This window comes from Rhodoblastus sp. (genome assembly GCF_019449565.1).
GTDB lineage: Bacteria > Pseudomonadota > Alphaproteobacteria > Rhizobiales > Beijerinckiaceae > Rhodoblastus.
In genome coordinates this window covers 24,948-50,063 of the sequence record NZ_JAGRPM010000020.1, presented here as the reverse complement: position 1 = coordinate 50,063, position 25,116 = coordinate 24,948, and the positions used below count along the sequence as shown (strand labels likewise).

Below are 25,116 nucleotides of genomic sequence, written 5' to 3'. Positions count from 1 at the left end.
TCCTCGCGGCGGATCAAGCGACGAAAGGCGGCGCGCGCGCCGACCAGCTGGTTGCCCAGCCGGAAAGGCGCAGCGAAAGGACGGCTGTCGGAAAATCGGGCGCGACGGCGACGCGGTAAGGAGCCGAGAAGCCCGTCGCGGCCATTGGCGACGCAAGCGGCGCCGCAAAGGTCCAGCACAGGGCGCAATGTTCGTGACCATGACCGGCGGGGCGACCGCCATCGTGATCGCGATCGGAAACCGACCCATCCAGGGCGCAGATCGTCCAGGCGCCGGAGCCGTTCAGCCCGGCTTCGAGGCCGCCGCCGGGCTGGAGGCGGGACGAGAGGACCGGCGCGAGCGCAAGAATATAGGCGAGCGCCGCAAACGCGATCGCACGCAAATAACCCCGCTCTTTCCAGACCTTTGCCATGAATTGTGGCTAAGGCATCGCCATGTTTGCGGCAACGGGCAAGTTGTCGCTGTCTTCGGGCGCGGCCCTCTTTCACATCGCGCCGCGGCAAATCCGCCACACCGGGGACGGGAAAGACCGACGGAGAGGAGTCTCGCGAATCCCCTCCGGGCGGGTGACGAGGCTCAGGCCTTGAGGGCTTGCGCCACGGTTTCGGCCAGAGGCGTCGTCGGCCTGCCGATCAGTTTCGACAATTGATGGCCGTCGTCGAAAAGGGCGCCCTGCGAGGCGCCGTAATCCCACCCCGCAATGACTTTGGCGAAATCGGCGGGCAGGCCGAAGCCGGTCAAGGCCGCCGCATAATCGGCGGGTTCGAGATTCCTGTATGGGATGACCTTGCCCGCTTGCCTCGAAATTTCCGCCGCAAGCTCGGTCAGGGTATAGGCGTCATCGCCCGCGAGTTCGTAAATCGCATCGGGCGCCGCCTCTCCCGTCAGGGCGACGACGGCGGCTTCGGCGTAATCGCTCCGCGATGCCGACGAAATTTTGCCGTCTCCCGCGCTGCCGATGAAGGCGCCCCCGGCCAGAGCCGCGCCGATGGAGCCGGTGTAATTCTCGGTATACCAGCCGTTCCTGAGAATGACGAAAGGGACTCCCGATGCGCGAAGGCGGTCTTCCGTGGCCCTGTGCTCTATGGCGAGGTCCAGCGGCGACACATCCGCATGCAGCAGGCTGGTGTAGATGATTTTCCTGACGCCGGCTCTCTGGGCCGCCTCGATGACATTGGCGTGCTGGACCTGCCTTTTTCCGATTTCGCTCGACGAGATCAGGAGGAGCCGGTCGACGCCGCGCAAAGCCGCGTCGAACGTGTCTGGCCGATCATAATCAGCCGCGCGGGCGGACACGGCGAGATCGGCGATCTTGCCGGGATCGCGCGCAAGGGCGACGATTTCGGACGGGCCGACCTTTGATTTTAGTTTTTCAACGACGATGCGGCCCAACTGGCCCGATGCGCCGGTAACCGCGAATGTCATGATGGTCTCCTTGTTCCTTAAAGCGGACAAGGCTATTTTAGGTATGAGGCATACTTTTCGTAAGTACGCACAAAAATGTAAGTATGAGAAAAATGATGTCGGACCTGCCAAATGACGCCCGGACGCTCTCGCAGCAGTTCCAGCGTGGCGACCTGATGATTGCGGCATGCCCCTCGCGGGAAGTGCTCAAGCACCTGACCAGCCGCTGGGGCGTACTCGTCCTCATCGCGCTTCAAGGCGACGCGCATCGCTTCAGCGCATTGCGCAGGAAGATCGGCGGCGTCAGCGAAAGAATGCTCGCGCAGACGCTGCAATGGCTGGAGGCCGACGGGATGGTCGATCGGAAGGCCTTTGATGTCGTGCCTCCCCATGTCGAATACAGCCTCACCCCGCTGGGGCAGGAGGCGGCCGACAAAGTCGCCGCGCTGGCGGACTGGATCGAGACCCGCATTCCGCAGATTTCCGCCGGCTGGAGCGCCGCCGCTCCCGTGGAAGCGAAAGCCCCATCCCGGCCTCGCGCGGCGCGCTAAATGTCGCCGCTCTTGTCGCCGAGCGCCTCGCTGAGCCTGGCCTGAGCCGAGCCGGGCGCCAGCGGCTTCTGCTGGCTTTCATGCGGCGCCCAGCCCGAGGCCCAGATGATCTCGAAGCTCGCGCGGATCTTGCCGTCCGGATCGGCAAATTTCTCCGCATAGATCGCCGCCATGCGCAACAGCACGTCGCGGCGCAGCGGCCGGCGCGCCCCGGCGGCGAGCACATTGGTCGCGCCCATGGAACGTAGGTCGCGCATCAAGCCGAAGACGTCGCGATAGCGGACGGTGAAGGCGTCGCAATCGGTCACCGGCAAGGCGAGGCCGGCGCGCTGCAACAGGCCGCCGAGATCGCGCAGATCGGCGAAAGGCGCGACGCGCGGGCTGGCGCCGCCTTCGATCTCCTCCTGCGCCTGGGCGAGACAGGCGCGCAATTCCGCCAGCGTCTGGCCGCCGACGAGCGCGGCGAGCAACAATCCGTCCGGCGCCAAAGCGCGGCGGGCTTGCGCGAATACGCCGGGCACGTCATTGGCGAAGTGCAGATTGAGCGCGCTGACCACGAGATCGAAGCTTTGTGGCGCAAATGGCAAAGCCTCGTCATCCGCGACCAGCCGCAGCCCCTCTTCGCCCAAAGCCGCCTCGACCGGCGCGGCGCGCACCAGCAGCCGTCCGGGCGCGGCCATGGCCTGGGCTATGGCCGGATGCGGCGACCCGAGATCGAGCGCGCGCGGAAAGGGGCGGCTGACGGTCGAGAGGCGGAAAGCCAGATCCTCCGCCACGCGCGTCACCACGAAATCGCAAGGATTTTCCGCGCGCAGCGCGCGCGTCAGGCGTTTGCGCCACAAGGCGCGATCGAAAATGAGCGGCGGGTTCGACACGCAGTCCTTATGCCCCCTACGCCGCACGCCGTCAAAATTTTGCGCGCGAAAAAGCGAACCGTTAGGATCGAGCCATGTTGCGGTTCGATCCCTCGCTGCTCCAGACGCCGACCTGGCTTCGCCACAGCGCGCGCGCCCTGAAAAGGGCGGGCGGGATCGCGCTCGACCTGCTTTATCCGCCCTCCTGCCTCGCCTGCCGCCGCGCCATTGCCGCGCATGGCGGGTTGTGTCCGGCCTGCTGGAGCGCGATGCGCTTCATCGAGCGTCCCTTTTGCGAGCGGCTCGGAACGCCGTTCGAGATTGATCTCGCCGCCGGGGAAAGCGGCCGCATCCTCTCGCCGGCCGCGCTGGCTGACCCGCCCGTGTTCCAGCGCGTCCGCGCGGTCGCCCGCTTCGAGGACGGGCCAGCCCGCCAGCTCGTCCACCGTCTGAAATATGGCGATCGCGGCGAGTTGGCGGCGCCGATGGGCCTCTGGATGGCCCGAGCCGGCGAAGAACTGCTCCGCGACGCCGATCTGCTCATACCCATTCCGCTGCATTGGACCCGCCTCGCCCGCCGACGTTTCAATCAGGCCGCCGCGCTCGCCGCCGCCGTAAGCAAGGTCTCGGCTGTGCCCGTCGAAACCGAACTGTTGATCCGCATCAAACCCACGCCGCCGCAGGTTGGCCTGACCCGACGCTTGCGCGCCAGGAACATCCAGGGCGCCTTCGACGTTCCCGTCGCGCGGCGGATCGAGGCCGAAGGCCGCGTGATCGTGCTGGTGGATGATGTGATGACCTCGGGGGCGACGCTCAACGCCGCGGCGCGCATATTGCTGCGGGCGGGGGCGAAACGTGTCGACGCGCTGGTTTTCGCGCGAGTCGTAACGGAATCGTGAAGGTTTCCATTGCCCGCGCACGCGGTCCGAATTAGAACAGCCCATGCCCAAGATCGTAATCTATACCACTGCGACCTGTCCCTATTGCATGCGCGCCAAGGCGCTGCTGATGGAGAAGGGCGCGCGCTTCGAGGAAATCCCGGTGGATTTCGACCCGCCCAAACGCGCCGAAATGACCGCGCGCTCCGGCGGCGGCAGGACCGTGCCGCAAATTTTCATCGGCGACCGCCATATCGGCGGCTGCGACGACCTCTACGCGCTGGAGTTCGCCGGCGAACTTGACCCTCTTCTGACGGATCGGGTCGCGCCATGATCCGCTTTTCCCTCGTCTGCGAAAACAGCCATGAATTCGAAAGCTGGTTCGCCAGCAATGATTCCTATGATTTCCAGATCGAGAACGATCTCGTCTCCTGCCCGCATTGCAATGTGACGAAAGTCAGCAAGGCGGTGATGGCTCCGGCCGTCGCCCGCAAGAAGCGCACAGCGGCGGCGCCGGTAAAGCAGAACGTCGCGCTGCTCGGCGAAAGCGACCGCGAATTGCGGACGATGGCGCATGAGCTTCACGCCAAGATCGTCGCCGCCACGGTGGACGTCGGCGCTGAATTCCCACAGGAAGCGCGCCGGATTCACGACGGCGCGGCGCCAGTGCGCCCGATCCGCGGCCAGGCCTCGCTGGAGGAGGCGCGCGACCTGATGGAAGAAGGCGTCTCCATCCTGCCCATGCCGATTTTGCCAGAAGACCGGGGTTGACAACGCAGCGCCGAATTTTTCCGCTTGCTTTTTATGAGAGAACAAAATAGGAACATTTACAGTGAAAATTTGGCTCGGAGGCGCGAATGGCGCAAGGCCTGTCTCTCTCGGTTCCTCTCAGGGTCCATGCTGGCGGCGCACGGCCGCTGCGCGCCGACTGGCGTGACCAGCTCGACCAACTGCCGGAAGACTGGCGCGAGCTTTACGAGGAACGCGCGGCGCTGATCGAATATGACGGCGGCGAGAAGCGCGCCACAGCCGAACGCCGCGCCTTCGAATGCGTGCTGATGCAAGCGGAAGCCGCCGGACTTTCCGCCGCTTTCTGGGGACGGAGGGACGGCGGCGCTGGTGAAACCTACGCCATTGTGAGCTGAATGACAGATGTGATTCGTCCGCGCAGCCTCATTGTTCGTCGTCCCATGTCTCGACAAAACCTGACCTTCCAAAACCTGACCTTCTATGAGTTTTTCGCCGGCGGCGGCATGGCGCGCGCGGGACTCGGCGCGGATTGGACCTGCCTCTTCGCCAATGACATCGATCCGGACAAGGCGGTCTCCTATCGCGCCAACTGGGGCGACGCGGATTTCGTCGGCGGCGACCTCGCCGCGATTTCCCCGCAGGATCTTCCCGATCGGGCCGATCTCGCCTGGGCCTCCTTTCCCTGCCAGGACCTTTCCCTCGCCGGCGGCGGCCGGGGGATGGGCGCCGCCGCGGACGAAGTGAAGACGCGCAGCGGCGCCTTCTGGCTGTTCCATGAAAAGATGCGCGCTTTGCGCGCCGCCGGCCGCGCGCCGCGCGCCATCGTGCTGGAAAATGTCGTCGGCGTGCTGACCTCGCATGGCAAGGGCGATTTCCGCGCCCTGGTCGCCGCGCTGGATGGGATCGGCTATCGCGTCGGCGCGCTGACGCTCGACGCCCGCTGGTTCACGCCGCAATCGCGCCCCCGCGTGTTTTTCGTCGCGCTGGACAAATCGCTCTTCGCCGCACAGGCGCAACTTGCGTCCCTGACCGCCGACGCGCCGGACCCTCTGTGGTCTTCGCCCGCGCTTCTCGCCGCCCAGGCCACCCTTCCTGTCGCATTAGCGGCCGATTGGGTTTGGTGGCGCCTGCCTGCGCCCCTCATCCGAAACACAGAACTCGCCGACCTGCTCGAAGATGCGCCAACCGACGCGCCCTGGCGTCCGGCCGAAGCGACCGCGCGCCTGCTGGCGCTGATGGCCCCGGCCCATCGCCAGAAGATCGCAGACATCCAGGCCAGCGGGCGACGCATGGTCGGCGCCGTCTATCGGCGGACCCGAACGGACGAAAACGGCCAGAAGCGCCAGCGGGCGGAGGTCCGGTTCGACGGAGTCGCGGGTTGCTTGCGCACGCCGGGCGGCGGCAGCTCCCGCCAGACCCTGATCGAGGTTCATGGCGAGACGATTCGGACCCGCCTGCTCTCGTCCCGCGAAACCGCCCGGCTAATGGGCCTGCCGGACTCTTATGTGCTTCCGAAAAGCGCCAGCGCCGCCTATAAATTATGCGGCGACGGCCTCTGCGCCCCTGTCGTGCGCCATCTTGCCGAATATCTGCTGCAGCCTTTGTTGCGCGCGCCGCCAGCCCAAAAGATGGCCGCCGCGGAATAGCCGTTAGCCGGCTGGCTTCTCGCAATTGCAATAGTAGATTGTTGCAATGCGAACTCTCAATGGTTCACGCCAAAACAATAACGTCAAATTTATTTGTTGTTTTCTACACAAATTGGCCGTAAAGCGAGGGCATTAAGCTTCCGTAAACCCTCATACTCAATAAGAGCCCGAGAATGGCCCAAAAAATGCTGCGCCCTGGCGCTAATATAATCTGATCGTCATATTATTTTGCTAAGCCGCGCACGTCGCAAAGAAACTTGCCGACGATGAGGTCGCCATGACCCTGTATCACTTCCAAATGATCGACCCGACCGGCGCCCGCCGCGACCTCAAATCGCTGCGTGTGTCCGACAACGGCGCCCTTTGGCGTGAAATTCTCGCCGTAGCCGCCGACCAATCGCATGGCGGCCATATTCGCGTGACCAATGAGGCCGGCGGCATCGTCGTTCTCGTCGGCGTCTCTACCGCGCGCAGTCTCCAAGCCCGCCAGGCGGCGTGAGAACGGCCGCCTAGCGGCCTAAACGTCTCCGTTCCGCCTAAAAAAAGCGCTGCGCCGAAAAATTAGGCTCGACGCAGCGCCGGTCCCAAGGCAAATTCGCCTCATGTATCGCGCGATCACCCACGAAATCCAAATCACCGCCATCCCCGTCTTCGCGCCCGAGCGCAGCGATGGATCGCTCAACCGTTATTTCTGGACCTATACGATCGAGATCGCCAATCACGGCGACGTGCAGGTTCAACTTCTGGAGCGCACCTGGCGCATCACAGACGCCAACGGGCGGGTCGAGACCGTTCAAGGCCCCGGCGTCGTCGGCGAAACGCCGATTATCGAACCCGGCGCCAGCTTCAGCTATACGTCGGGCTGCGGATTGACCACGTCCTCCGGCCTCATGTCGGGGACCTATCGCATGGTTGACGCGAACGGCCGCGCGTTCGACGCGGAAATCCCGCCCTTCTCGCTCGACAGCCCCATGGAGCGCCGCGTCCTCAATTGAGCGTGGCGGTCATCCGGCTGTCGCCTCGCCACGTTAGGCGCCGAGCGGACTTGCGCCGCCCCGATTGGCGCATAACCTGCTAAGGTGGAAGGCCGCGAGGGCGCCGATGGAATTCGATTCATGACGCATGTTTCCGCAGATTCCACCCTTGACCGGGCCATCGCCCTGCTCGACCGGCTGGTGGCCTTCGATACGGAATCCTCGCGCAGCAATCTGCCGCTGATTGATTTCGTTGAGGATTATCTGCTCGGTCTTGGCGCGCGCTTCACGCGGATTCCCAATGCGGAGGGCGACAAGGCCGCCCTTTTCGTGACATTCGGGCCGGACCAGGACGGCGGCGTGGTGCTGTCGGGCCATACCGATGTCGTGCCGGTGACCGGGCAGAAATGGAGCTCGCCCCCCTTCGTGCTGCGCCGCGAGGGCGAAAGGCTGTTCGGGCGCGGCACTTGCGACATGAAGGGCTTTGACGCCATCTGCCTCGCGATGGCGCCGGAATTCCTCGCCGCGCCGCTCAAAAAACCAATCCACATAATGCTGAGCTATGACGAAGAGACGACCTGCGCCGGCTGCCTCGACACCATCGCGCGTTTCGGCCGCGACCTGCCGCGCCCGGCGCTCGCCGTGATCGGCGAGCCGACCATGATGCAGGTCGCCGACGCCCACAAGAGCATCGCAACCTATCGCACCTCCGTCACCGGCCACGAGGCCCATTCGTCCAAGCCCTGGCTCGGCGTCAGCGCGGTCCATATCGCCTGCGAGCTCGTCGCCGCGCTGGAGCGGATCGGCGTAGGGCTGCAGGCGGAGCGCGATCCGTTGGGGCGGTTCGAGCCGGCTTTTTCCACTGTCCATGTCGGCATCATCCAGGGCGGCACGGCGCGCAACATCATGGCGCGGCATTGCGAATTCTACTGGGAGTTCCGTGGGCTCCCGCATGTCCCGCAAAATCAGGCGCTGGAAAAATTCGAAGCCTTCAGCACCGCCCTCGCCGCCGAGCGTTTTGGCGGCTTCCCGAATGCGAAAATCGAGACCTTCGTCGAGATCGAAGCGCCCGGCCTGCGCGCCGAGCCGGATTCATTGGCCTCCACTCTGGCCATGGCGCTCGCCAAGGCCAATCACACCATCGCCGTGCCCTATGCGACGGAGGCTGGCCAATTCCAGTTCGGCGGTCTGCCGGCGGTGATCTGCGGGCCTGGCAGCATCGATCAGGCCCATCAGCCCGATGAATATGTCGATATCGCGCAGCTCGCCGAAGGCGTCGCCTTCCTGCGGCGCCTGACCGGCCAGATGTCGATCTAGCATTCGCTGACGCTTGGCAACTGCCAGCGATCGCCGCGCCCGAAGGCCCGAGCTTGCGAGTCGAGCCGCATGACGGTAAATCACAGTTCAGCAAAGGTGTTCAGCGGGTTTATGCCCGAGAATTCTCTGGTCGGGCGACAGGACATGGGAAATTCGAAAATCATGACCTTGGACGATGGAATTGCCGATGCCGGCGAAAAGAACGAGGGGTCTCGGCTTGGGCTTCAGTCGGGGCGTCTCGACCGCCGGTCGTTTCTGCTCGGCTCTGCCGCGGGTCTCGGCGCGCTGGCCCTCGGCGGTTGCGAGACGACCGACGGCATGAGCCGCGCCGAGGCGGCGAAGCTTTACGGACCGGTCCCCACCGAGAAATTCCCGATCCCGGCGGTCGATGTCGCCAAGATCGATCCGAAATATTATCGCAGGATCGTGCGCTACGACAGTAAAGAAGCGCCCGGCACGATTATCGTCGATCCCGGCCATTACTATGTTTACCGCATCGAAGGCGACGGAAACGCCACCCGCTATGGCGCCAATGTCGGCCGCGCCGGGTTCCTGTGGAGCGGTGAAGCCTATGTCGGGCGCAAGTCCGAATGGCCCATCTGGACGCCGCCGAAGGAAATGATTCAGCGTCAGCCGGAAGCGCGCAAATATGCCGGCGGCATGCCGCCAGGTTTGGACAATCCGCTCGGCGCCCGCACGCTCCATCTCTATCGAGACGGCGTCTACACGCTTTACACGATCTACAGCACCAGCGACCCCGAGACAATCGGGACCGGCGTTACGAGCGGCTGTACCGGCCTCCTCACTCAGGACATGATCGACCTCTATTCACGGACGCCGGTCAAGACGAAGGTGATCGTCCTGCCGGCATAGCCTGCGACCTCAAGACGAGGCTGGCCCTATTCCGCCCTCAGCCCGTCTTCGCCGATGAAGGCGAGGCGCAGCATATTGGTCGCTCCGGGCGTGCCGAAGGGCACGCCCGCGATGATCAGGATGCGGTCGCCCACGGCGGCGAGGCCTTGGCGCACGGCGAATTTGCAGGCGCGATTGGCCATGTCGTCCATGTCGTTGGCGTCCTTCGTGATGACCGATTCCACGCCCCAGACCGCCGTCAGCCGTCGCGCCGTGTCGCGAATGGGCGTGAGCGCCAGGATCGGCGCGCGCGGACGCTCGCGCGCAACGCGCAAGGCCGTGGCGCCCGACGAGGTCCAGGCGACGATCGCCTTGAGATCGAGCGTTTCCGCCATGTCGCGCGCCGCGACGGCCACCGCGTCGGCGCCCGTGCGCTCGGGCGCGGCGCGCTGGGCGGCGATGATCGAACGATAGATATTGTCCTGCTCGACCTCCTCGGCGATGCGGTTCATCATCGTCACCGCCTCGAAGGGATATTTGCCAGACGCGCTTTCCGCCGAGAGCATGATGGCGTCGCCGCCCTCATAGACGGCGGTCGCCACGTCCGAGACTTCCGCGCGGGTCGGCGCTGGCGAGGAAATCATGCTTTCCAGCATCTGCGTCGCCACCACCACCGGGCGGCCGAGCCGGCGCGCCTCGCGGGTGATTCGTTTCTGCAGGCCCGGCACTTTCTCCAGCGGCATTTCCACACCGAGATCGCCGCGCGCCACCATCAAGGCGTCGGCGACAGCCATGATCTCGTCGAGCCGGGCGATGGCCTGCGGCTTTTCGATCTTGGCGAGGACGAAGGCGCGGTCGCCGGTCAGGCGCTTGACCTCCAAAACGTCGGTGGCGCGCTGCACGAAGGACAAGGCGATCCAGTCGACGCCCGTTTCGACCGCCGCTTCGAGATCGACCCGGTCCTTCGGCGTCATCGCCGCGACGGCGATTTCCGTGTCCGGCAGGCTGACGCCCTTGCGGTTGGAAATCCGGCCGCCGACATCGACCTTCGCCAAGGCGCGATCGCCCGTGGCCTCTATGACATGCAGGCGCAGCTTGCCGTCGTCGATCAGCAATTTATGACCGGGCGCCAAAGCCGAAAGGATTTCGGGATGCGGCAGGCACACGCGCTCGGCGTCGCCGGGCGTCGGATCGGAATCGAAGCAAAAAGTCTGGCCGACCAGAAGGTCCACGCCGCCGCCTGCAAAAGTCCCGACGCGCAGCTTCGGCCCCTGGAGATCGACCAGAATGCCAATCGGCTGGCCGACGCGCTCCTCGACGGCCCGGATCATGGCGACCGTCTCGCGCATGGCCTCGGGATTGGCGTGGCTCATATTGATGCGGAACACATCGGCGCCGGCGCGCCAGAGCTTGTCGATCGAGGCCTCGTCATTGGAGGCCGGGCCGAGCGTGGCCAGGATCTTACATCGGCGGCTGCGCCTGTTCATGGGGTTCCCTCTGATTTTTTCGTTGGTTATCGTTCATCGCTGTGGGCCGGGATCGGTCAGCTGCACCGTCCAGTTCTTGGCGTCCTTGCCCGTATCGACCTCAAAAAAGCCCGACCGGTCGAAGCCGCGCACGAAGCAATCCTCGCGGCCGTCGATGCGGAACTCGCGGTCGCGCGTGCACATGAAGGCTTTGCCCTTCCATTCGCCGCCGCGCTCGTCCATCGCGTAGATGTAATAATATTGGGCGGCGAGAGGCCCGCGCAAAAGGGTCTCGCAATTGCTGGCCTTGACGTTCCACCAGCCCTCGCTCACCCAATTCGCCCCAGTGGTATAGGCGATGGCGACGCTGACGCGCGAACTGGTGTTGTTGCAAAGGCGGAAATCGGCGCGGGCGGGCGCGGTTTGCGCGGCGGCCAGAATGAAGACGGCCGCCGGCCATGAAAACTTAAGCGCCCTGCTCATCGCGCTCCTTCCCCAACTTGTGTGAATCGCCCCGAATTGGTGTGAATCGCCCCGACAAACTGTGAAACGCGGCGCCCAAGGCGTGACGCCGGGGCGTCGAAAAATGTTTTAAACACATTGCTTGACCGCGTCGATGCGCTTTGCATTAGATTTAATTTAGAAGCAAGATTTTGCGGCGCCCCTTGAAAAAACTCACCAACGACTCTCCCGCCCGCGTCGACGACGCCTTCCGGCCCCTCGACCTGATCGCGGGGTCGGCGGAGCAGCGCCTGATCCTGTTCTGCGACCATGCGCGCAACGCGCTGCCGCCGGCCTATGGCGATCTTGGACTGCCGCCCGATTCGCTCCAGCGCCACATCGCCTATGACATCGGCGCAGAGCAGGTGACGCGGCGGCTCGCGGCGCTGACCGGCGCCTCGGCGGCGCTTGCCCTGTTCTCCCGCCTGCTCATCGATCCCAATCGCGGCGAAGATGACCCCACACTGGTCATGCGCATTTCCGACGGCGCGCTCATTCCCGGCAACGCCCGCATCGGCGCCGACGAAATTTCCCGGCGAATCGAACATTACTGGCGGCCCTATCGCCGCGCAGGCGCGGAGCTTGTCGATACGGTCCTGACGCGCGGCCTGACGCCCCTGCTGGTGGGAATCCATTCCTTCACGCCCTGTTTCAAGGGCTGCTCGCGGCCCTGGCAGGTGGGCATTTTGTGGGACCAGGACCCCCGCCTCGCCAGACTGCTGACAGAGGCCTTGCAGGCGGAAAACCTCATCGTCGGCGATAACGAGCCCTATGACGGCGCCCTGATCGGCGACAGCATGTATGAGCATTCGACCCGGCGCGGGTTGCCCGGCGCTCTGATCGAGATCCGGCAGGACCTCGTCGAGACCCCGGAGCAATGCGAGGCCTGGGCCATGCTGCTCGCGCGTATCCTTCCGCCGATCCTTGGCGATGAGGACACCAAGAGGGTGGAATATTTCGGCTCGCGCGTCGATCCGGACCTCCCGATCGGCGCGCCCGCTTGACGACGGCGCCGCTCTGGTCCAATTCAGGGGCCCAATTTCCCAAACAGAACACAGGCGGACAATGAGCACCAGCACGCTCGACGGCGGCCATTTGAAATCTTTCATCGAACGTATCGAACGGCTCGAAGAAGAGAAGAAGGCGCTCGCGGACGATATCAAGGACGTCTATGCCGAAGCCAAGGGCAATGGCTATGACGCGAAAATCATGCGGAAAATCGTCTCGATCCGCAAACAGGACGAAACCAAGCGGCGCGAGGAGGAAGAAATCCTCGACCTCTATCTCTCGGCGCTCGGCGAGGGCTGATTTCGTTTTTGCATAGGCGGTCTTGCCGCGGCGGAGCGTCGCGGGTCATTGCGGCGCCGCGACGCCATGCTTAGCTCCTGACTGAATTTCAGCCAGGAGCGCCTTCATGTCCGTCCATCACGCCGATAAATTGTTCCAGCCTTACCAGCTCGGCGACCTCACCCTCGCCAATCGCATCGTCATGGCGCCACTGACGCGCAATCGCGCCACGCCCGGAACCGACGCGCCCAACGATCTGATGGTCGAATATTACCGCCAGCGCGCCAGCGCGGGCCTGATCGTGACCGAGGCCTCGCAGATTTCGCAGCAGGGTCAGGGCTACATTCACACCCCCGGCATCTATACCGACGAGCAGGCGCGCGGCTGGCGCCGAATCAATGACGCGGTGCATGAGGCTGGGGCTAAGATTTTCATCCAGCTCTGGCATGTCGGACGTATCTCGCATGTCTCGCTTCAGGCGGAAGGCGCCGCCGCTGTGGCGCCTTCCGCCATCCGCGCCAATTCCAAGACCTTCGTCGCCAGCGGCTTCGTCGAGACTTCCGAGCCGCGCGCGCTGGAGCTGAGCGAAATCCCCGGCATTGTCGCGGATTACGCCCGCGCCGCCGAGCGGGCGAAGGAAGCCGGCTTCGACGGCGTCGAAATTCACGCCGCCAACGGCTATCTCCTCGACCAGTTTCAGAAGGACGGCTCCAACCATCGCACGGACGCCTATGGCGGCTCGATCGAGAACCGCAGCCGCCTGACCCTCGAAGTGGTCGACGCCATCGCGAAAATCCTGCCGCCGGGCCGCATCGGCATCCGCCTCTCGCCGGTCAGCCCGGCCAATGACGTCAGCGACAGCGCGCCCCAGGCCGTGTTCGACTATCTCGTCGGCCAGCTCGACGCTCGCAAGCTTGGCTATATCCATATCGTCGAAGGCGCGACCGGCGGCCCGCGCGACATCGCGCCATTCGATTTCGCCGCCTTGCGCAAGGCCTTCCACGGCGCCTATGTCGCCAATAATTCCTACGACCGCGCGCTGGCGACACAGGCGGTGGCGACCGGCGCGGCGGATCTCATCGCCTTCGGCCGGCCCTTCATCTCCAACCCGGATCTTGTCGAGCGCCTGCGCCGCGACGCGCCGCTCAATGCGCTGGACGTGAAGACGCTTTATGGCGGCGGGGCCGAGGGTTACACCGATTACCCCGCGCTCACGGCTTGAGCGTCGCGGCGGCGGGCAAGGTTTGGTTAACCACGAAATGTAAGGCTCCATTAACCATAAGAGCCTAACGCTGGCCTTTAGTTGCGGCGGCCCGTTCCGCCGCCCCGCGAGGCCAGAGCTTGTCCGTCGAACCGCGTCGCGAGACCGTCATCCTTTGCGCGCGATCGCTCCGCGATCCGGGCGAGGCGCGCGCGCGCCCGCCCTCGCTCGCCCTGGCTGGCGTCGCTCTTTCCGGCGTGGTGCTTGCGGCGCTTTCGAGCGCCGCATGGGCGCAGAGCGCGGACTTCCGGCCCACGACCCATGATCCCGCGCTGACGCAGGACGCCGCGCCCTCCGCGCGGCCCGGCTCCGGCGCCCCTTCTCTCCCCGGCGCGACGCCTTCGACGACGACGCCGCTGCCCGACGCTTATTATCCCGATACGGCGATTCCCCGGCCTGCCGCCTCCGCCGCCAATTACGGCAAGCCGCGCCCGTTCAAGCCGGCGACGAAATCGAACAGGAAGACTTTCGCCCATCCGCTGCCGGACCTCGCCGCCTATCCCACGTCGGCCGAGGCCCGTCGCCGGAACGCGCTCGGCCTGCGCACAGAAACCACGGACCCGGCCTTGCTCGCGCCGTCGCCGACCACGGCCCTGCCCGCGCAGATTCCGCATCGCCCGAAACCGAAAATCGACCTCGAGCCCTTCGCGCCAATCGGCTTCGACGCCGGCCCATTGCGCGCCCATGCCTATTCGGAGACCAGTTTCGGCTATAATTCCAATCCCAACCAGGCCTCGACCGGCTCGGGCAACCTGCGCGGCTCGACATTCCTGCGCGAGGAAATTGGGCTTGCGGGCGTCTCGGATTGGTCGAACCACAGTTTCGCCGGCGAAATGCGGCTGGGCTATAATGATTATTTCAACCAATCCAGCGCCAATGCGCCGGATGGAACGGGCAAGTTCCTGACGCGCCTCGACGTCGCGCGCGACACAAAAATCAATATCGACGGCAATTACACGCTTTCGACCCAGTACCAATCGTCGCCCAATCTCTACAACAATGGCGCCTCAACCCAGCTGGCCTCGCGCCCGCTCGTCGCGACCTATGGCGGAGGCCTCGGCGTCAGCCAGGTCTTCAACCGCACGGAAGTGACCCTGCGCGGCTCCTTCGAGCGGAATTATTGGGCCGACGCCCATTTCGCCGACGGCTCGACGCAATATCTGTCGCGCGATTCCTATGACGATTATGGCGCGACCCTTCGCGCCAGCTATGAACTCACGCCGGGAGTAAAGCCCTTCGTCGAGGGCGTCGTGGACGAGCGCATCCACGACACGACCTATGGCACTTCGGGCTATGCGCGCAATTCGGTCGGCGCCGCCGTGAGCGTGGGCTCGACCTTCGAATTGACCCGCCTGCTGGTCGGCTCCGCCTCGGCAGGCTATGCCGACCGCAATTATCAGGACCCGCGCCTGGCCAATCTGCGCGGCCCGGTGTTCGACATTTCGCTGGTGTGGACCGCCACGCCGCTGACCAAGGTGACCCTGCGCACTCTGACCACGATGGACGAGACGACAGTGGCCGGCGCTTCGGGGACGATCACCCGCACCGGGACGCTGGAAGTCGCGCACGCCCTGGGGCGCGACCTCACCATCACCGCCACGGCCGGAATCCAGACCGAAAACTATCCCGGCGCGTCGCTGGTTCAGACCTATTATTCGGCGGGGCTGAAGGCGGAATATAATCTGACCCGCAGCATCGTCCTCAAGGGCGCCTATGCCTTCCAGCGCATGACGTCCAACCAGGCGGGCTCCGACTATACCGCCAATATCATGACGGTTGGCCTGCGCCTCCAGCAGTGAGAGGCGCAGGGCGGTTCGTCACAAGGTCCCAACGATTCGCTTCAACTCGGCGCGGAAGCCCGGCTCGATGTCCGGGCGCGCCAGCGCGAAGGCGACATTGGCGGCGAGGAACCCGATCTTCGAGCCGGTGTCATAGGTTTTGCCGTCGAAATGACGGGCGAAGAATTTTTGAGTCTTGGCCAGTTCGATCATCGAATCGGTGAGCTGGATCTCGCCGCCGGCGCCCTTCTGGCCCTTGGCAAGCAGGTCGAAGATCTCCGGCTCCAGCACATAGCGGCCGGAAATGATGTAATTCGATGGCGAGGTCCCCTTGGCGGGCTTTTCGACCATGCCGGCGATCTCGAAGGAGGAGCCGAAATCCTGGCCCTTGGCGACGACGCCATATTGATGGGTCTCTTCCATCGGGACCTGCTCAACCGCGATGACATTGCCGCCATGCTCGTTATAGGTGTCGAGACATTGCTGCAGGCAGCGCTTGCCGCCCGGGCCCGGCAGGGTGATCATATCGGGCAGCAGCACGGCGAAGGGCTCGTCGCCAATAATGTCGCGGGCGCACCATACGGCGTGGCCGAGGCCGAGCGGCGACTGTTGGCGGGTGAAGCTGGTCGCGCCGGCCGCCGGGAGATCGGCCATCAGGCCTTCCAGCTCCTTGAGCTTGCCGCGGCGCTGCAAGGTTTCTTCCATCTCATAGGCGATGTCGAAATGATCCTCGATCACCGCCTTGTTGCGGCCGGTGACGAAGACGAAATGCTCAATGCCCGCTTCGCGCGCCTCCTCGACGCAATGTTGCAGCACCGGGCGATCGACCACGGTCAGCATTTCCTTCGGAACGGTCTTGGTGGCGGGCAGCACGCGCGTGCCAAGGCCCGCGACAGGGAAGACAGCTTTACGAATTCGCTTTTTCTGCATGGAACATCCGCTTCGCTGAGAAGTGATGGAAGATAACGGCTGGGCCGGCAGGTTCTTATCACCGCCGGGCCGGTTACGCCAAGAAAGTTGGAATTAGCCTTTCCGACCGGGACTGCTTCGCATTAGGCATTTTTTGATTTAAAACTGCCCCGCTCCGCCCGGCACGGGCGGAATTCGAAAAAGGACGTTGGATGACCGTTCTCGTGACTGGCGGCGCCGGCTATATCGGCTCGCATATGGTGCTCGAACTGCTGGACGCCGGCGAAAAGGTCGTCGTGCTCGACAATCTTTCGACGGGACGGCGCGCCTCCGTCCCGCCGCAGGCCGAGCTGATCATCGGCGACTTTGGCGATGAGGCCCTTGTCAGCGATATGCTTTCAAGCCGCGCCATTGAGGCGATCATCCATTTCGCGGCCAAGATCATCGTGCCCGAATCGGTGGCCGATCCGCTCGGCTATTATCTCAACAACACCGCCTCCGCCCGCAGCCTGCTCTCTTGCGCGGTCGAACAGGGCGTCAAGCAGTTCATCTTCTCCTCCACCGCCGCCGTCTATGGCGAGCCGGACCAGAACCCGGTCACCGAGGATGAGAGCCTGAAGCCGGTTTCGCCCTATGGCCGCTCGAAGCTCATGGTCGAGTGGATGCTGGAGGACGTTTCCCGCGCCCATGACCTGCGCTATGTCGCCTTGCGCTATTTCAACGTCGCGGGCGCCGATCCCAAGGGCCGTACCGGCCAATCCAGCCCCAACGCCACCCATCTGATCAAGGTCGCCGTGCAAGCGGCGCTGGGCATGCGCCCGGGCATGGAGGTTTATGGCGTGGATTACCCCACACCCGACGGCTCCTGCCTGCGCGACTATATCCAGGTCACCGATCTCGCCCGCGCCCATATGGCCGCGCTGAACCATTTGCGCGCTGGAGGCGAGAGCCTGACCTGCAATTGCGGCTACAAGCGCGGCTATTCGGTGCTGGAAGTGATCGATACGGTGAAGCGCATCTCCGGCGTCAATTTCGACGTGAAGATTTCGGGACGCCGCGCGGGCGATCCGGCGGCCATTGTCGCGGCCAATGAACGGGCGCGGGAAAAGCTCGGCTGGGCTCCCATCCACGATAATCTCGAAGAAATTGTGCGACAGGCTTTGGCCTGGGAGAAGAAGCTGCTGGCGGAGAAAGAGGCGACATGACCGCTCACGCCTGACGCGTGGCACCCAGATTAGCCGAACCCGGAGATTTCTGAACCCGGATCTGAAGTGGCCATAGCGCCTTGCACGAGTGTGCTCGAAAAGTTCTACACGCTTCGACTTGTTCGTCGTTTTAGGCGTTCGCTGCCCTTTCGGGGATTGACTCCGTTACCGCAAGTTCGATCGTAAAATTGTCGAATTGCCTAGCGAACGCGGACTATCGACTGAGTCTTAAATGCGCGTTCTTATGCTACAGGGCAGTGATATCGACGGCGACGAATACGTATGCACCGGGCCGCAGATTGCGTCAGTGCTCGATGCGCTGGCGAGGACGCCGGAGCTGTCCAGATGCACATGGTATGCCGCCGCAATAGATGCGAATGACCCCGCGCTTGAGACCTACGTGACAGACTACTGGAAAGCAGTCGCCAATATTGGCGATCTAGTTGAGCGGGTACGTGCAACCCGGCAACTTCTTGATGGCGTCTTTATTGCCATAGAAGGCTCCAATTGGCCCGAAAGAACTGCTGAGCCCATCACAGCCTACACCCCGATGGCGAGACTGGCGGCAAATTCAGTGGTTGAACTGCGCGCTTTCGACACAACGTACGTTGAAATTTACAGCGACCATCCGGAACCAATCGATAGACTGCGTCAGCGCTTTGGTGGCGAATTACGAGTCAAACAGATCGAGCCATAGTCTGATCCGACCAAGGCCAATTTTAACGGCGGCTCCCCGCCGATTCCTGCCAAACCTCTGTGATCCGCGCCAAGCAACAATTCCTCTTCCCTAACGTCTCGGTCCGTTTTTGGTCGCTTCGCCGCTTGGGGAAACGTCGGAATGCTGGTCGGGCGCTCGGCCCCAGACAGGCTGGAATCACCCGCCCCGACCTGACACGTCGCGGCGCGTCACGAAATCAACGATCCGGTCCGGCGTCAGCGCGCGGCCGAGCGGGCCGAAACGGGCGAGGAAGCCGACATTATAGCGCGTGCGGGGACGCGCCGCCGTGGCCGCCTTCAGCACGACGCGCGCGACATGCTCGGCGGTCATGACGCCGAAGCCGCGTGGATCGAGGAATTCATGCATGCGCCGGGCGAGATTTTTCCGGAACGCCGCATAGGGGCTGTCCTCGCCGCCGTCGGGGATGGACTTCAGCAGCGTCGCCTCGAAATTGGTGGCGATCGGCCCCGGCAGCACATTCACCACCTTGACGCCGAAGGGTTCGACTTCGGGCCGCAAGGCGTCGGCGAGCGCCTCCAAAGCGAATTTGGAGGCGTGATAGGCGCCGCCCCCTAGCACGGCGACGCGGCCCGCCACCGAACTCACAGTGACGATGCGACCCGCGCCGGCGCGGCGCATCCCCGGCAGGACCAGCTGCGACAGCCGCAGCCCGCCGAATACATTGGTCTCGAACTGCCGCCGCAGGATATCGAGCGAGATTTCCTCGAGGGGGCCATATTGGCCATAGCCGGCGTTGTTCACCAGCACGCCGACCGCGCCGAATTCCCTCTCGACCGCCGAGACGGCGGCGCGGCGCGCCTCTTCGTCTGTGACATCGAGGGCCAGCACATGGCAGCCGAGGGCGCGTAGATCGTCCAGCGCGGCGGGATCTCGCGCCGTGGCGAAGGTTTCAAACCCGGCGGCGCGAAACAACTTCGCGGCGGCGTGGCCGACGCCGCTCGAACAGCCGGTGATGAGAACGGGGCCACTTCTGCTCAAACGCTGCCTCCACCCATTGGGGCCCTTAATCTTAAGCTCGGGCGTTTGCGTTGCAATGCGGAAACAGCCGTTTCCATCGGGCGGCGTTCAGGCGATAATGCCCGCATGGATGACCCCCGCCTCTATGCGCCCGCGACCCGCCGCAACCGCGATCCGATTCTTTCCGTACTGCGCGCAATCCTGCCCGAGGAGGGGCTGGCGCTCGAGATCGCCAGCGGCTCCGGCGAACATATCGTTCATTTCGCCGCGCAATTGCCAAAGCTGACCTTCCTCCCCACAGACCCCGGCGCCAGCGCGCGCGCCAGCATCGCAGCATGGATCGCTGCCTCCGGCGTCGCCAATGTGCGCCCGCCGCTCGATCTCGACGCCGCGTCGCCGCACTGGCCGGTCGAAAGGGCCGATGCGCTGATCTGCCTCAACATGATCCATATTTCGCCCTGGGCCGCGACCGAAGGCCTGTTCGCAGGTGCAAGAACGATCCTGCCGCCGGGCGCGCCGCTCTATCTTTACGGGCCATTCAAGCGCAATGGCGCCCATACCGCGGAGAGCAATGAAGCCTTTGACGCGAGCCTGCGCGCGCAGGATGGCGTGTGGGGCGTGCGCGATCTCGAAGCGGTCGCCGCCTGCGGCGAGATCGCCGGCTTCGGCTGGCCTGAGATCATTGAAATGCCGTCAAACAATCTCAGCGTAATCTTCCGCCGCCGCGACGTTCCCTGAAAAGCCGCAGGCGGCGGTCAGCCGTCCGCGCGCTCCGTCGCCTGCCGCGCCCAGTCGAGATAGGCGGCGTCGCCGGTCAGGATCGGCAAGGCGATGATTTCCGGCGTCTGATAGGAATGCAATTCGCGCAGGACGGCGGCGATCTGATCAAAATCCGCCACGCGCGCCTTGGCCGCGAGCAGGAATTCCTTCTCCTTCACGGGCGCGCCTCGCCAGACATAATGGCTGGTCACCGGCGCGATCTGCACGCAGGCCGCAAGTTTGCGCTCGATCAGGGCCTCGGCGATATCCTCCGCCCGGACCTCGTCGTCGATCGTCGTCTGCACGACGCAGAATGCGCTCATATCCATCCCGAAACCTCCGTCCGCACGACATCGGCGATCACATCGATTCCCTCGATGCTATCGTTCAGACATGGCAATACGGCGAAATGCTCGCCGCCGGCCTCCAGAAAGGCGTGGCGGTTCTCGACGGCCAGTTCCTCAAGCGTTTCAAGACAATCGGCGACAAAGCCCGGCGCGATCACGACGATTTTCTTGACGCCCTGCGTGGGCAGAGCCTTCACCGTTTCGATCGTATAGGGCTTGAGCCACTCCTTCGGCCCCAGCCGCGACTGGAAGGTCATCAGCATTTTTTCGCCAAGCCCCGTCGCTTCGGCGAGCAACCGCGTGGTCTTGGCGCAATGACAGAAATAGGGATCGCCCTTGTCGAAATAGGCCTGCGGAATGCCGTGCCAGGAGACGACGATCCGCTCGGGTTCGAAATCCAGCTTCGCCAGCCCGTCGCGCAAGGATTTCGCCAAAGCGTCGATATAGGAAGAGCGATCATAGAAGGGCGCGGCGATGCGGAGCGTGGGCTGCCAGCGCAGGGCCTTCAGCGCGTCGAAGGCGCAATCGGCGACGGTGGCGTTGGTCGCCGCACAATATTGCGGATAGAGCGGCACGACCAGCAGCCGGTTGCAGCCCTGCGCCTGAAGCGCGGCGATGCGCGAGGCGACCGAGGGCTGGCCATAGCGCATGGCCCAGTCCACCACGATCTTCCCGCCGTCAGTTCCGAAGACGCCGCCAGCGTTGTTAAGGGCGCCGCCCGCGATATGTTGCGCGAGCTTTTCCGCCTGCGCGCGCGTGATCGTCTTGAGCGGCCCTTCGTTGCGCTCCTTGTTCCATATCGTCTCATAATCCTTGCCCTTGCGCGCCGGTCGGGTGGTGAGAATCACCAGATGCAGCAGCGGCAGCCACAACGCGCGCGGAACCTCGATCACGCGGCGGTCGGACAGGAATTCGGCAAGATAGCGGCGCATCGGCCAATAGCTGGTGCCGTCCGGCGTGCCGAGATTGACCAACAGGACCCCGATCTTGCCGAAAGCGACGGGGGGATGGGCGGGGGGCGAGAAAGGCGAAAGCGCTGAAGACATGGAAAATCCCGATTGAGCCCCTGTTCTAGCCTGCCCGGCCCCCGGCGACGAGCGCAATCACGCCACCGGCGTCACGGCCCCCGCGCCCGACGCCCAGGACGTCAGGTTTTCAACCACGAGATCGGCCATCGCCTCGCGCGTCGCGACCGAAGCGGAGCCGATGTGAGGCGCCAGAACGACCTGCGACATCGCGCGCAATTCCGCGGGAACGTCGGGCTCCGTCTCGAATACGTCGAGCGCGGCGGTTTGGATCTTCCCCTCCCGCAAGGCCGCGATGAGGGCCTCTGTATCGACCAGCGATCCACGCGCGATATTGACGAGAATTCCTTGCGGCCCCAGCGCCTCCAGCACCCGCGCCCCGACAATATGGCGCGTCTGCGGCCCACCCGGCGCGGCCACGACGAGAATGTCGCAGGCTTGCGCCAATTCCACCGGCGAAGCGGCGTAGGCATAGGGAACATCGTCGCGGCGGCTGCGATTGTGATAGGCGATCTTCAGGCCGAAGGCCTCGGCTCGCCGCGCGATGGCGAGGCCGATATCGCCCAGTCCGAGCACGCCCAGCACACGGCCCTTGAGCGAGGCGGACAACGGGAACGGACCCCTCATCCAGTCGCCGCGCCGCACGAAGGAATCGGCTTGAGGCAATTGCCGAACCGCGCAGAGCAGCAGCCCCATCGTCGCATCCGCGACCTCATCGACGAGGACGCCCGGCGTGTTGGTCACCATGACCCCCCGCGCTCGCGCCGCCGCGACATCGATGTGGTCATAGCCGACGCCGAGATTGGCGACGATTTCGAGTTTTGGGAAAAGGTCGAGAAAACCGGCGTCGATTTTTTGCGCGCCGGTCGAGGCGACGCCGCGAATATCCGGCGCCGCCGCGCGCAGGGCCGCCGCGCGGTCGGCGGCCTCCCAGAGCTTCAGCGCATCGAAGGTTTTCGTCAGCCGCGCCAGCCCGCCCGCCGGCAAGGGAAAAGGGACGAGCACGCGAAAACCGGGGAAGGATGACGGCATGGGAGCCTCCGGGGCGGCGATCGTGCATGGCCGCGCGCCGCCAACATTCATCCCGTTCATTGATCCGCATCAAGGTCTGTCTCGACCATCGATGAGAAAAAGTTCAGATGAGCGCACTTCCGTCAAATCTGGTCCTCGCCGAGAAGTCGGTCCCTCGCTACACGAGCTATCCTACCGCGCCGCATTTCTCCGATGCGGTGGGGCCGGACCAGTTCGCCGAATGGCTCGGCCGCTTGCGGGCGGACACGCGCCTCTCGCTTTACCTCCACGTGCCTTTTTGTCGCGAGCTGTGCACCTATTGCGGCTGCCACACCCGCGCCACGCGCAAGAACGAGCCGCTCGAAGCCTATGCCGAGACCCTTGCGCGCGAAATCGACATGGTCGCCAAGGCATCACCCGCGCGCGAGGTGGTCCACGCCCATTGGGGCGGCGGCACGCCGGGCCTGCTGGGCGGCGCCCGGCTGCGCGCGCTCACCGACTCGCTGCGCGGCCATTTCAATTTCGTTCCGGACGCCGAGATCTCGATCGAACTCGATCCGCGTCATGTCGACGGCGATCTCGCCCTCGCCCTGGCGCGAGCGGGCTTCAACCGCGTCAGCCTCGGCGTGCAGGATTTTAACCCCCATGTGCAGAAGGCCATTGGCCGCATCCAACCCTTCGAGGTCGTCGAGCGCGCCGTCGGCCTGCTGCGCGTCGCGGGCTTCCGCGCCATCAATCTCGACCTGATGTATGGCCTGCCCTTCCAGACCGAGGAAGACGTGGTCAACACCGCCGAACTTGCGGCGTCGCTCGCCCCGAGCCGGCTCGCCATTTTCGGCTACGCCCATGCGCCCTGGTTCGCCAAGAGGCAGAAACTGATCGACGCCGCCGCCCTGCCCGGCGCGGCGGAGCGGTTGCGCCAGGCCGCGACCGCACGCAGGACCCTGGCCGACCGGGGCTATGTCGCCATCGGCCTCGATCATTTCGCGTTGCCCGACGACCCGATGGCCGTCGCGCTTCGGGCCGGCAATCTGCGGCGCAATTTCCAGGGCTATACGGTGGACCAGGCCGAGGCTCTGCTGCCTTTCGGCGCTTCGTCAATCGGAAAGTTGCCCCAAGGCTATGTCCAGAACGCGGCGGATGTCGGTTCGTGGCGGCGCGCCATTGAGGCCGGGCGCTTCGCCACCGTGAAGGGAATCGCGCTGACGCGCGACGATCGCGCCCGCGCGGCGGTCATCGAGCGGCTGATGTGCGATTTTTCCGTCGATTATGGCGTGATCGCGGAAAACATGCTGGGCGACGTCGCGGGTTTCGACGCGGCTGAGGCGGATTTGGCGCAACTGATCCGGGAGGGCGTTGCGACGCAGGAGGGGCGTCGGGTCTCGATCACGGAGGCCGGGCGCCCCTTCATGCGCCTTGTCGCGGCCGCGTTCGACGCCTATCTGCCGACCCGCGCCGCCCGCCACAGCGTGGCGGTGTAGACTATATCCTGTTGCCCTCGATCTGCTGTTCGAGCTGTTCAGCCTCGCGGCGCAGCGGGTCGTTCTGCGGGTCAATCTCCAGCGCGCGGCGCAGCAGTTCCAGCGCCGGGACATTGCGCCCAAGAGCGCGCATCAGCGACGCCAGCTCGCGCATCGCCATGAAATCGCGCGACTCGACGCCCAAGGCGTGGTCTAGGTCAAGCATAGCGCCTTCGCTGTCGCCCTGAAGCACGGCGGATTGCGCCCGCCGCCGCCAGCCCAGCGTCCAGTCGGGGTAGAGCGCCACGATGCGGTCGAGCAGGGCCGCCGCCTCCGGCCCCTTTGCGCCTTTCATCAGGCTTTCCGCCCGGGCCATCAGCAGGTCGCCGGTAGCCGAGCCGGAATGTCCCCATAGCCGGACGATGAAGCCACGGATCTGCGCGGCGGTCTGGGCGTCCGGCGCCCGCCGCAATTTCGCGAATAATTCGGTGAGCGCCTTCTGCCGCGCCTCGGCCGCGACCGGCCCCGCCACGCTCCTGTCGGGCGGCGCGGCGCGCGAGGGCGCCGCGAGGCCAATAACCACGAGGCCAAGAAGTGCAAGACCGCGAACCGCGAGACCGCGAGCCGAGAAAGCGAAATGGAAAATAAAGCGAAGCGCCTGCATGGAACGATTAAAACTGATTTTCTTCGCCGCGCCAAATGGAAGCGCAAAAATGGCAAACGGACCGGTCATCGGCATATAAAGCATAAAGTGGATCGCGGTCTTGCAGTGGCCACAATTCGACGCTATATGTGCGCCATCGATCTTGCTGCTGAACTTTGTTTTCGCGCCAATGGCGCCGCTGACGATCTTCCTCTCCCAAAATCGACCTGAACCGCCTGCCGCGCGTCAGCGCGGCTGGGCATCTACCGTGACCGATCAAAAGGAAATCGTCATGACTATCGGAACCGTCAAGTTCTTCAATTCGACCAAGGGCTTCGGCTTCATCCAGCCCGACGATGGCGGCGCGGACGTTTTCGTCCACATCTCCGCTGTCGAGCGCGCTGGTCTGCGCACGATCGTGGAAGGCCAGAAGCTCAGCTTCGACGTTGTCAAGGACAACCGTAGCGGCAAGAGCGCGGCTGAGAATCTTCAGGCTGCGTAACGAATAATGCTTCTGGTCCGTGACCACGGATGTACTGGCG

General features: G+C 64.4%; 31 protein-coding genes. 20 read left to right on the top strand and 11 right to left on the bottom strand.

Annotated elements, in window-relative coordinates; all coding sequences use genetic code 11:
- Positions 1-13: 13 nt before the first annotated feature.
- Both QZ409_RS04540 and QZ409_RS04535 read right to left on the bottom strand, forming a co-directional pair.
- A complete protein-coding gene (locus tag QZ409_RS04540) occupies positions 14-382 on the bottom strand; it encodes a DUF2946 family protein (RefSeq protein ID WP_296707390.1) in 369 nt (122 codons plus the stop codon).
- A 194-nt stretch (positions 383-576) separates the two neighbouring features.
- Complete coding sequence (locus QZ409_RS04535; protein ID WP_296707389.1) at positions 577-1,425, bottom strand: SDR family oxidoreductase; 849 nt, start codon at positions 1,423-1,425, stop codon at positions 577-579.
- A gap of 95 nt (positions 1,426-1,520) precedes the next feature.
- Between QZ409_RS04535 and QZ409_RS04530 the strand changes: the two genes are divergently transcribed.
- Positions 1,521-1,955, top strand: a complete 435-nt coding sequence (locus QZ409_RS04530) for a helix-turn-helix domain-containing protein (protein ID WP_296707388.1) — start codon at positions 1,521-1,523, stop codon at positions 1,953-1,955.
- Here QZ409_RS04530 and QZ409_RS04525 read toward each other — a convergent pair.
- Positions 1,952-2,830, bottom strand: a complete 879-nt coding sequence (locus tag QZ409_RS04525) for a methyltransferase domain-containing protein (RefSeq protein WP_296707387.1) — start codon at positions 2,828-2,830, stop codon at positions 1,952-1,954. The two genes, QZ409_RS04530 and QZ409_RS04525, sit on opposite strands and share 4 nt — an antisense overlap.
- Before the next feature lie 74 nt (positions 2,831-2,904).
- Here QZ409_RS04525 and QZ409_RS04520 point away from each other — a divergent pair, with 74 nt between their 5' ends.
- The 9 genes from QZ409_RS04520 to QZ409_RS04480 all read left to right on the top strand — a co-directional run bounded on the left by QZ409_RS04520 (position 2,905) and on the right by QZ409_RS04480 (position 9,247).
- Positions 2,905-3,708 (top strand): ComF family protein, encoded by an 804-nt coding sequence (locus QZ409_RS04520; protein ID WP_296707386.1) that lies wholly within the window; start codon positions 2,905-2,907, stop codon positions 3,706-3,708.
- 43 nt (positions 3,709-3,751) lie between these two features.
- Positions 3,752-4,021 (top strand): glutaredoxin 3, encoded by a 270-nt coding sequence (grxC, locus tag QZ409_RS04515; RefSeq protein ID WP_296707385.1) that lies wholly within the window; start codon positions 3,752-3,754, stop codon positions 4,019-4,021.
- Positions 4,018-4,458 carry a DUF1178 family protein gene (locus tag QZ409_RS04510; protein WP_296707384.1) on the top strand — a complete coding sequence of 147 codons (441 nt, stop codon included), beginning with the start codon at positions 4,018-4,020 and terminating at the stop codon, positions 4,456-4,458. The genes grxC and QZ409_RS04510 overlap by 4 nt, the downstream gene beginning before the upstream one ends.
- An 86-nt stretch (positions 4,459-4,544) precedes the next feature.
- Positions 4,545-4,832: a hypothetical protein gene (locus QZ409_RS04505; protein WP_296707383.1), complete on the top strand. Its 288-nt coding sequence runs from the start codon at positions 4,545-4,547 to the stop codon at positions 4,830-4,832.
- A gap of 45 nt (positions 4,833-4,877) precedes the next feature.
- Positions 4,878-6,083 carry a DNA cytosine methyltransferase gene (locus QZ409_RS04500; protein WP_296707382.1) on the top strand — a complete coding sequence of 402 codons (1,206 nt, stop codon included), beginning with the start codon at positions 4,878-4,880 and terminating at the stop codon, positions 6,081-6,083.
- A gap of 277 nt (positions 6,084-6,360) precedes the next feature.
- Entirely contained in the window at positions 6,361-6,582 is a 222-nt protein-coding gene (locus QZ409_RS04495) for a hypothetical protein (RefSeq protein ID WP_296707381.1), read from the top strand.
- Between the two features lie 103 nt (positions 6,583-6,685).
- A complete protein-coding gene (gene apaG, locus QZ409_RS04490) occupies positions 6,686-7,078 on the top strand; it encodes a Co2+/Mg2+ efflux protein ApaG (protein ID WP_296707380.1) in 393 nt (130 codons plus the stop codon).
- A gap of 120 nt (positions 7,079-7,198) precedes the next feature.
- Complete coding sequence (gene argE / locus QZ409_RS04485) at positions 7,199-8,374, top strand: acetylornithine deacetylase (RefSeq protein ID WP_296707379.1); 1,176 nt, start codon at positions 7,199-7,201, stop codon at positions 8,372-8,374.
- 162 nt (positions 8,375-8,536) lie between these two features.
- Complete coding sequence (locus QZ409_RS04480; protein ID WP_296707378.1) at positions 8,537-9,247, top strand: L,D-transpeptidase; 711 nt, start codon at positions 8,537-8,539, stop codon at positions 9,245-9,247.
- Between the two features lie 26 nt (positions 9,248-9,273).
- On the opposite strand, the gene pyk is transcribed toward QZ409_RS04480, so the two are convergent.
- Together pyk and QZ409_RS04470 are read right to left on the bottom strand one after the other, a co-directional pair.
- Positions 9,274-10,713: a pyruvate kinase gene (gene pyk, locus QZ409_RS04475; RefSeq protein WP_296707377.1), complete on the bottom strand. Its 1,440-nt coding sequence runs from the start codon at positions 10,711-10,713 to the stop codon at positions 9,274-9,276.
- Between the two features lie 33 nt (positions 10,714-10,746).
- Positions 10,747-11,175 (bottom strand): DUF1036 domain-containing protein, encoded by a 429-nt coding sequence (locus QZ409_RS04470; protein WP_296707376.1) that lies wholly within the window; start codon positions 11,173-11,175, stop codon positions 10,747-10,749.
- Positions 11,176-11,357: 182 nt separating this feature from the next.
- On the opposite strand from QZ409_RS04470, the gene QZ409_RS04465 reads away from it, so the two are divergent.
- From QZ409_RS04465 to QZ409_RS04450, 4 genes are all read left to right on the top strand, one after another.
- The gene (locus QZ409_RS04465) at positions 11,358-12,197 is read left to right on the top strand and encodes an N-formylglutamate amidohydrolase (RefSeq protein ID WP_296707375.1); all 840 of its coding nucleotides are present in this window, start codon (positions 11,358-11,360) and stop codon (positions 12,195-12,197) included.
- Positions 12,198-12,258: 61 nt separating this feature from the next.
- Entirely contained in the window at positions 12,259-12,501 is a 243-nt protein-coding gene (locus tag QZ409_RS04460; RefSeq protein ID WP_283366780.1) for a DUF2312 domain-containing protein, read from the top strand.
- A gap of 106 nt (positions 12,502-12,607) precedes the next feature.
- Positions 12,608-13,702 (top strand): alkene reductase, encoded by a 1,095-nt coding sequence (locus tag QZ409_RS04455; RefSeq protein WP_296707374.1) that lies wholly within the window; start codon positions 12,608-12,610, stop codon positions 13,700-13,702.
- Positions 13,703-13,821: 119 nt separating this feature from the next.
- On the top strand, positions 13,822-15,540 hold the full coding sequence (locus tag QZ409_RS04450) for an outer membrane beta-barrel protein (RefSeq protein ID WP_296707373.1): 1,719 nt from the start codon (positions 13,822-13,824) through the stop codon (positions 15,538-15,540).
- An 18-nt stretch (positions 15,541-15,558) separates the two neighbouring features.
- Here QZ409_RS04450 and QZ409_RS04445 read toward each other — a convergent pair whose 3' ends face one another.
- Entirely contained in the window at positions 15,559-16,449 is an 891-nt protein-coding gene (locus tag QZ409_RS04445; RefSeq protein ID WP_296707372.1) for a UTP--glucose-1-phosphate uridylyltransferase, read from the bottom strand.
- Positions 16,450-16,640: 191 nt separating this feature from the next.
- Here QZ409_RS04445 and galE point away from each other — a divergent pair, with 191 nt between their 5' ends.
- Positions 16,641-17,633: a UDP-glucose 4-epimerase GalE gene (galE, locus tag QZ409_RS04440; protein ID WP_296707371.1), complete on the top strand. Its 993-nt coding sequence runs from the start codon at positions 16,641-16,643 to the stop codon at positions 17,631-17,633.
- 232 nt (positions 17,634-17,865) lie between these two features.
- Entirely contained in the window at positions 17,866-18,330 is a 465-nt protein-coding gene (locus QZ409_RS04435; RefSeq protein ID WP_296707370.1) for a hypothetical protein, read from the top strand.
- A 177-nt stretch (positions 18,331-18,507) separates the two neighbouring features.
- Here the strand turns inward: QZ409_RS04435 and QZ409_RS04430 are convergent, their stop codons facing one another.
- Positions 18,508-19,350 (bottom strand): SDR family NAD(P)-dependent oxidoreductase, encoded by an 843-nt coding sequence (locus tag QZ409_RS04430; RefSeq protein ID WP_296707369.1) that lies wholly within the window; start codon positions 19,348-19,350, stop codon positions 18,508-18,510.
- Between the two features lie 105 nt (positions 19,351-19,455).
- Between QZ409_RS04430 and QZ409_RS04425 the strand changes: the two genes are divergently transcribed.
- Positions 19,456-20,067, top strand: coding sequence for a DUF938 domain-containing protein (locus tag QZ409_RS04425; protein ID WP_296707368.1), 612 nt, complete (start codon positions 19,456-19,458; stop codon positions 20,065-20,067).
- A 17-nt stretch (positions 20,068-20,084) separates the two neighbouring features.
- Here QZ409_RS04425 and cutA read toward each other — a convergent pair whose 3' ends face one another.
- From cutA to QZ409_RS04410, 3 genes are read right to left on the bottom strand one after another with little or no spacing between them, the layout of a single operon-like run.
- The gene (gene cutA / locus QZ409_RS04420; RefSeq protein WP_296707367.1) at positions 20,085-20,417 is read right to left on the bottom strand and encodes a divalent-cation tolerance protein CutA; all 333 of its coding nucleotides are present in this window, start codon (positions 20,415-20,417) and stop codon (positions 20,085-20,087) included.
- Entirely contained in the window at positions 20,408-21,481 is a 1,074-nt protein-coding gene (hemH, locus tag QZ409_RS04415) for a ferrochelatase (protein WP_296707366.1), read from the bottom strand. The genes cutA and hemH overlap by 10 nt, the downstream gene beginning before the upstream one ends.
- A gap of 57 nt (positions 21,482-21,538) precedes the next feature.
- Positions 21,539-22,492, bottom strand: coding sequence for a 2-hydroxyacid dehydrogenase (locus tag QZ409_RS04410; RefSeq protein WP_296707365.1), 954 nt, complete (start codon positions 22,490-22,492; stop codon positions 21,539-21,541).
- 107 nt (positions 22,493-22,599) lie between these two features.
- Between QZ409_RS04410 and hemN the strand changes: the two genes are divergently transcribed.
- Positions 22,600-23,952 carry an oxygen-independent coproporphyrinogen III oxidase gene (gene hemN / locus QZ409_RS04405; RefSeq protein WP_296707364.1) on the top strand — a complete coding sequence of 451 codons (1,353 nt, stop codon included), beginning with the start codon at positions 22,600-22,602 and terminating at the stop codon, positions 23,950-23,952.
- 1 nt (position 23,953) lies between these two features.
- Here hemN and QZ409_RS04400 read toward each other — a convergent pair whose 3' ends face one another.
- Positions 23,954-24,595: a hypothetical protein gene (locus tag QZ409_RS04400; protein ID WP_296707363.1), complete on the bottom strand. Its 642-nt coding sequence runs from the start codon at positions 24,593-24,595 to the stop codon at positions 23,954-23,956.
- Here QZ409_RS04400 and QZ409_RS04395 point away from each other — a divergent pair.
- Both QZ409_RS04395 and QZ409_RS04390 read left to right on the top strand, forming a co-directional pair.
- Positions 24,569-24,805: a hypothetical protein gene (locus tag QZ409_RS04395; protein WP_296707362.1), complete on the top strand. Its 237-nt coding sequence runs from the start codon at positions 24,569-24,571 to the stop codon at positions 24,803-24,805. The two genes, QZ409_RS04400 and QZ409_RS04395, sit on opposite strands and share 27 nt — an antisense overlap.
- Positions 24,806-24,866: 61 nt before the next feature.
- The gene (locus QZ409_RS04390; protein ID WP_296707361.1) at positions 24,867-25,076 is read left to right on the top strand and encodes a cold-shock protein; all 210 of its coding nucleotides are present in this window, start codon (positions 24,867-24,869) and stop codon (positions 25,074-25,076) included.
- Positions 25,077-25,116: the final 40 nt, after the last annotated feature.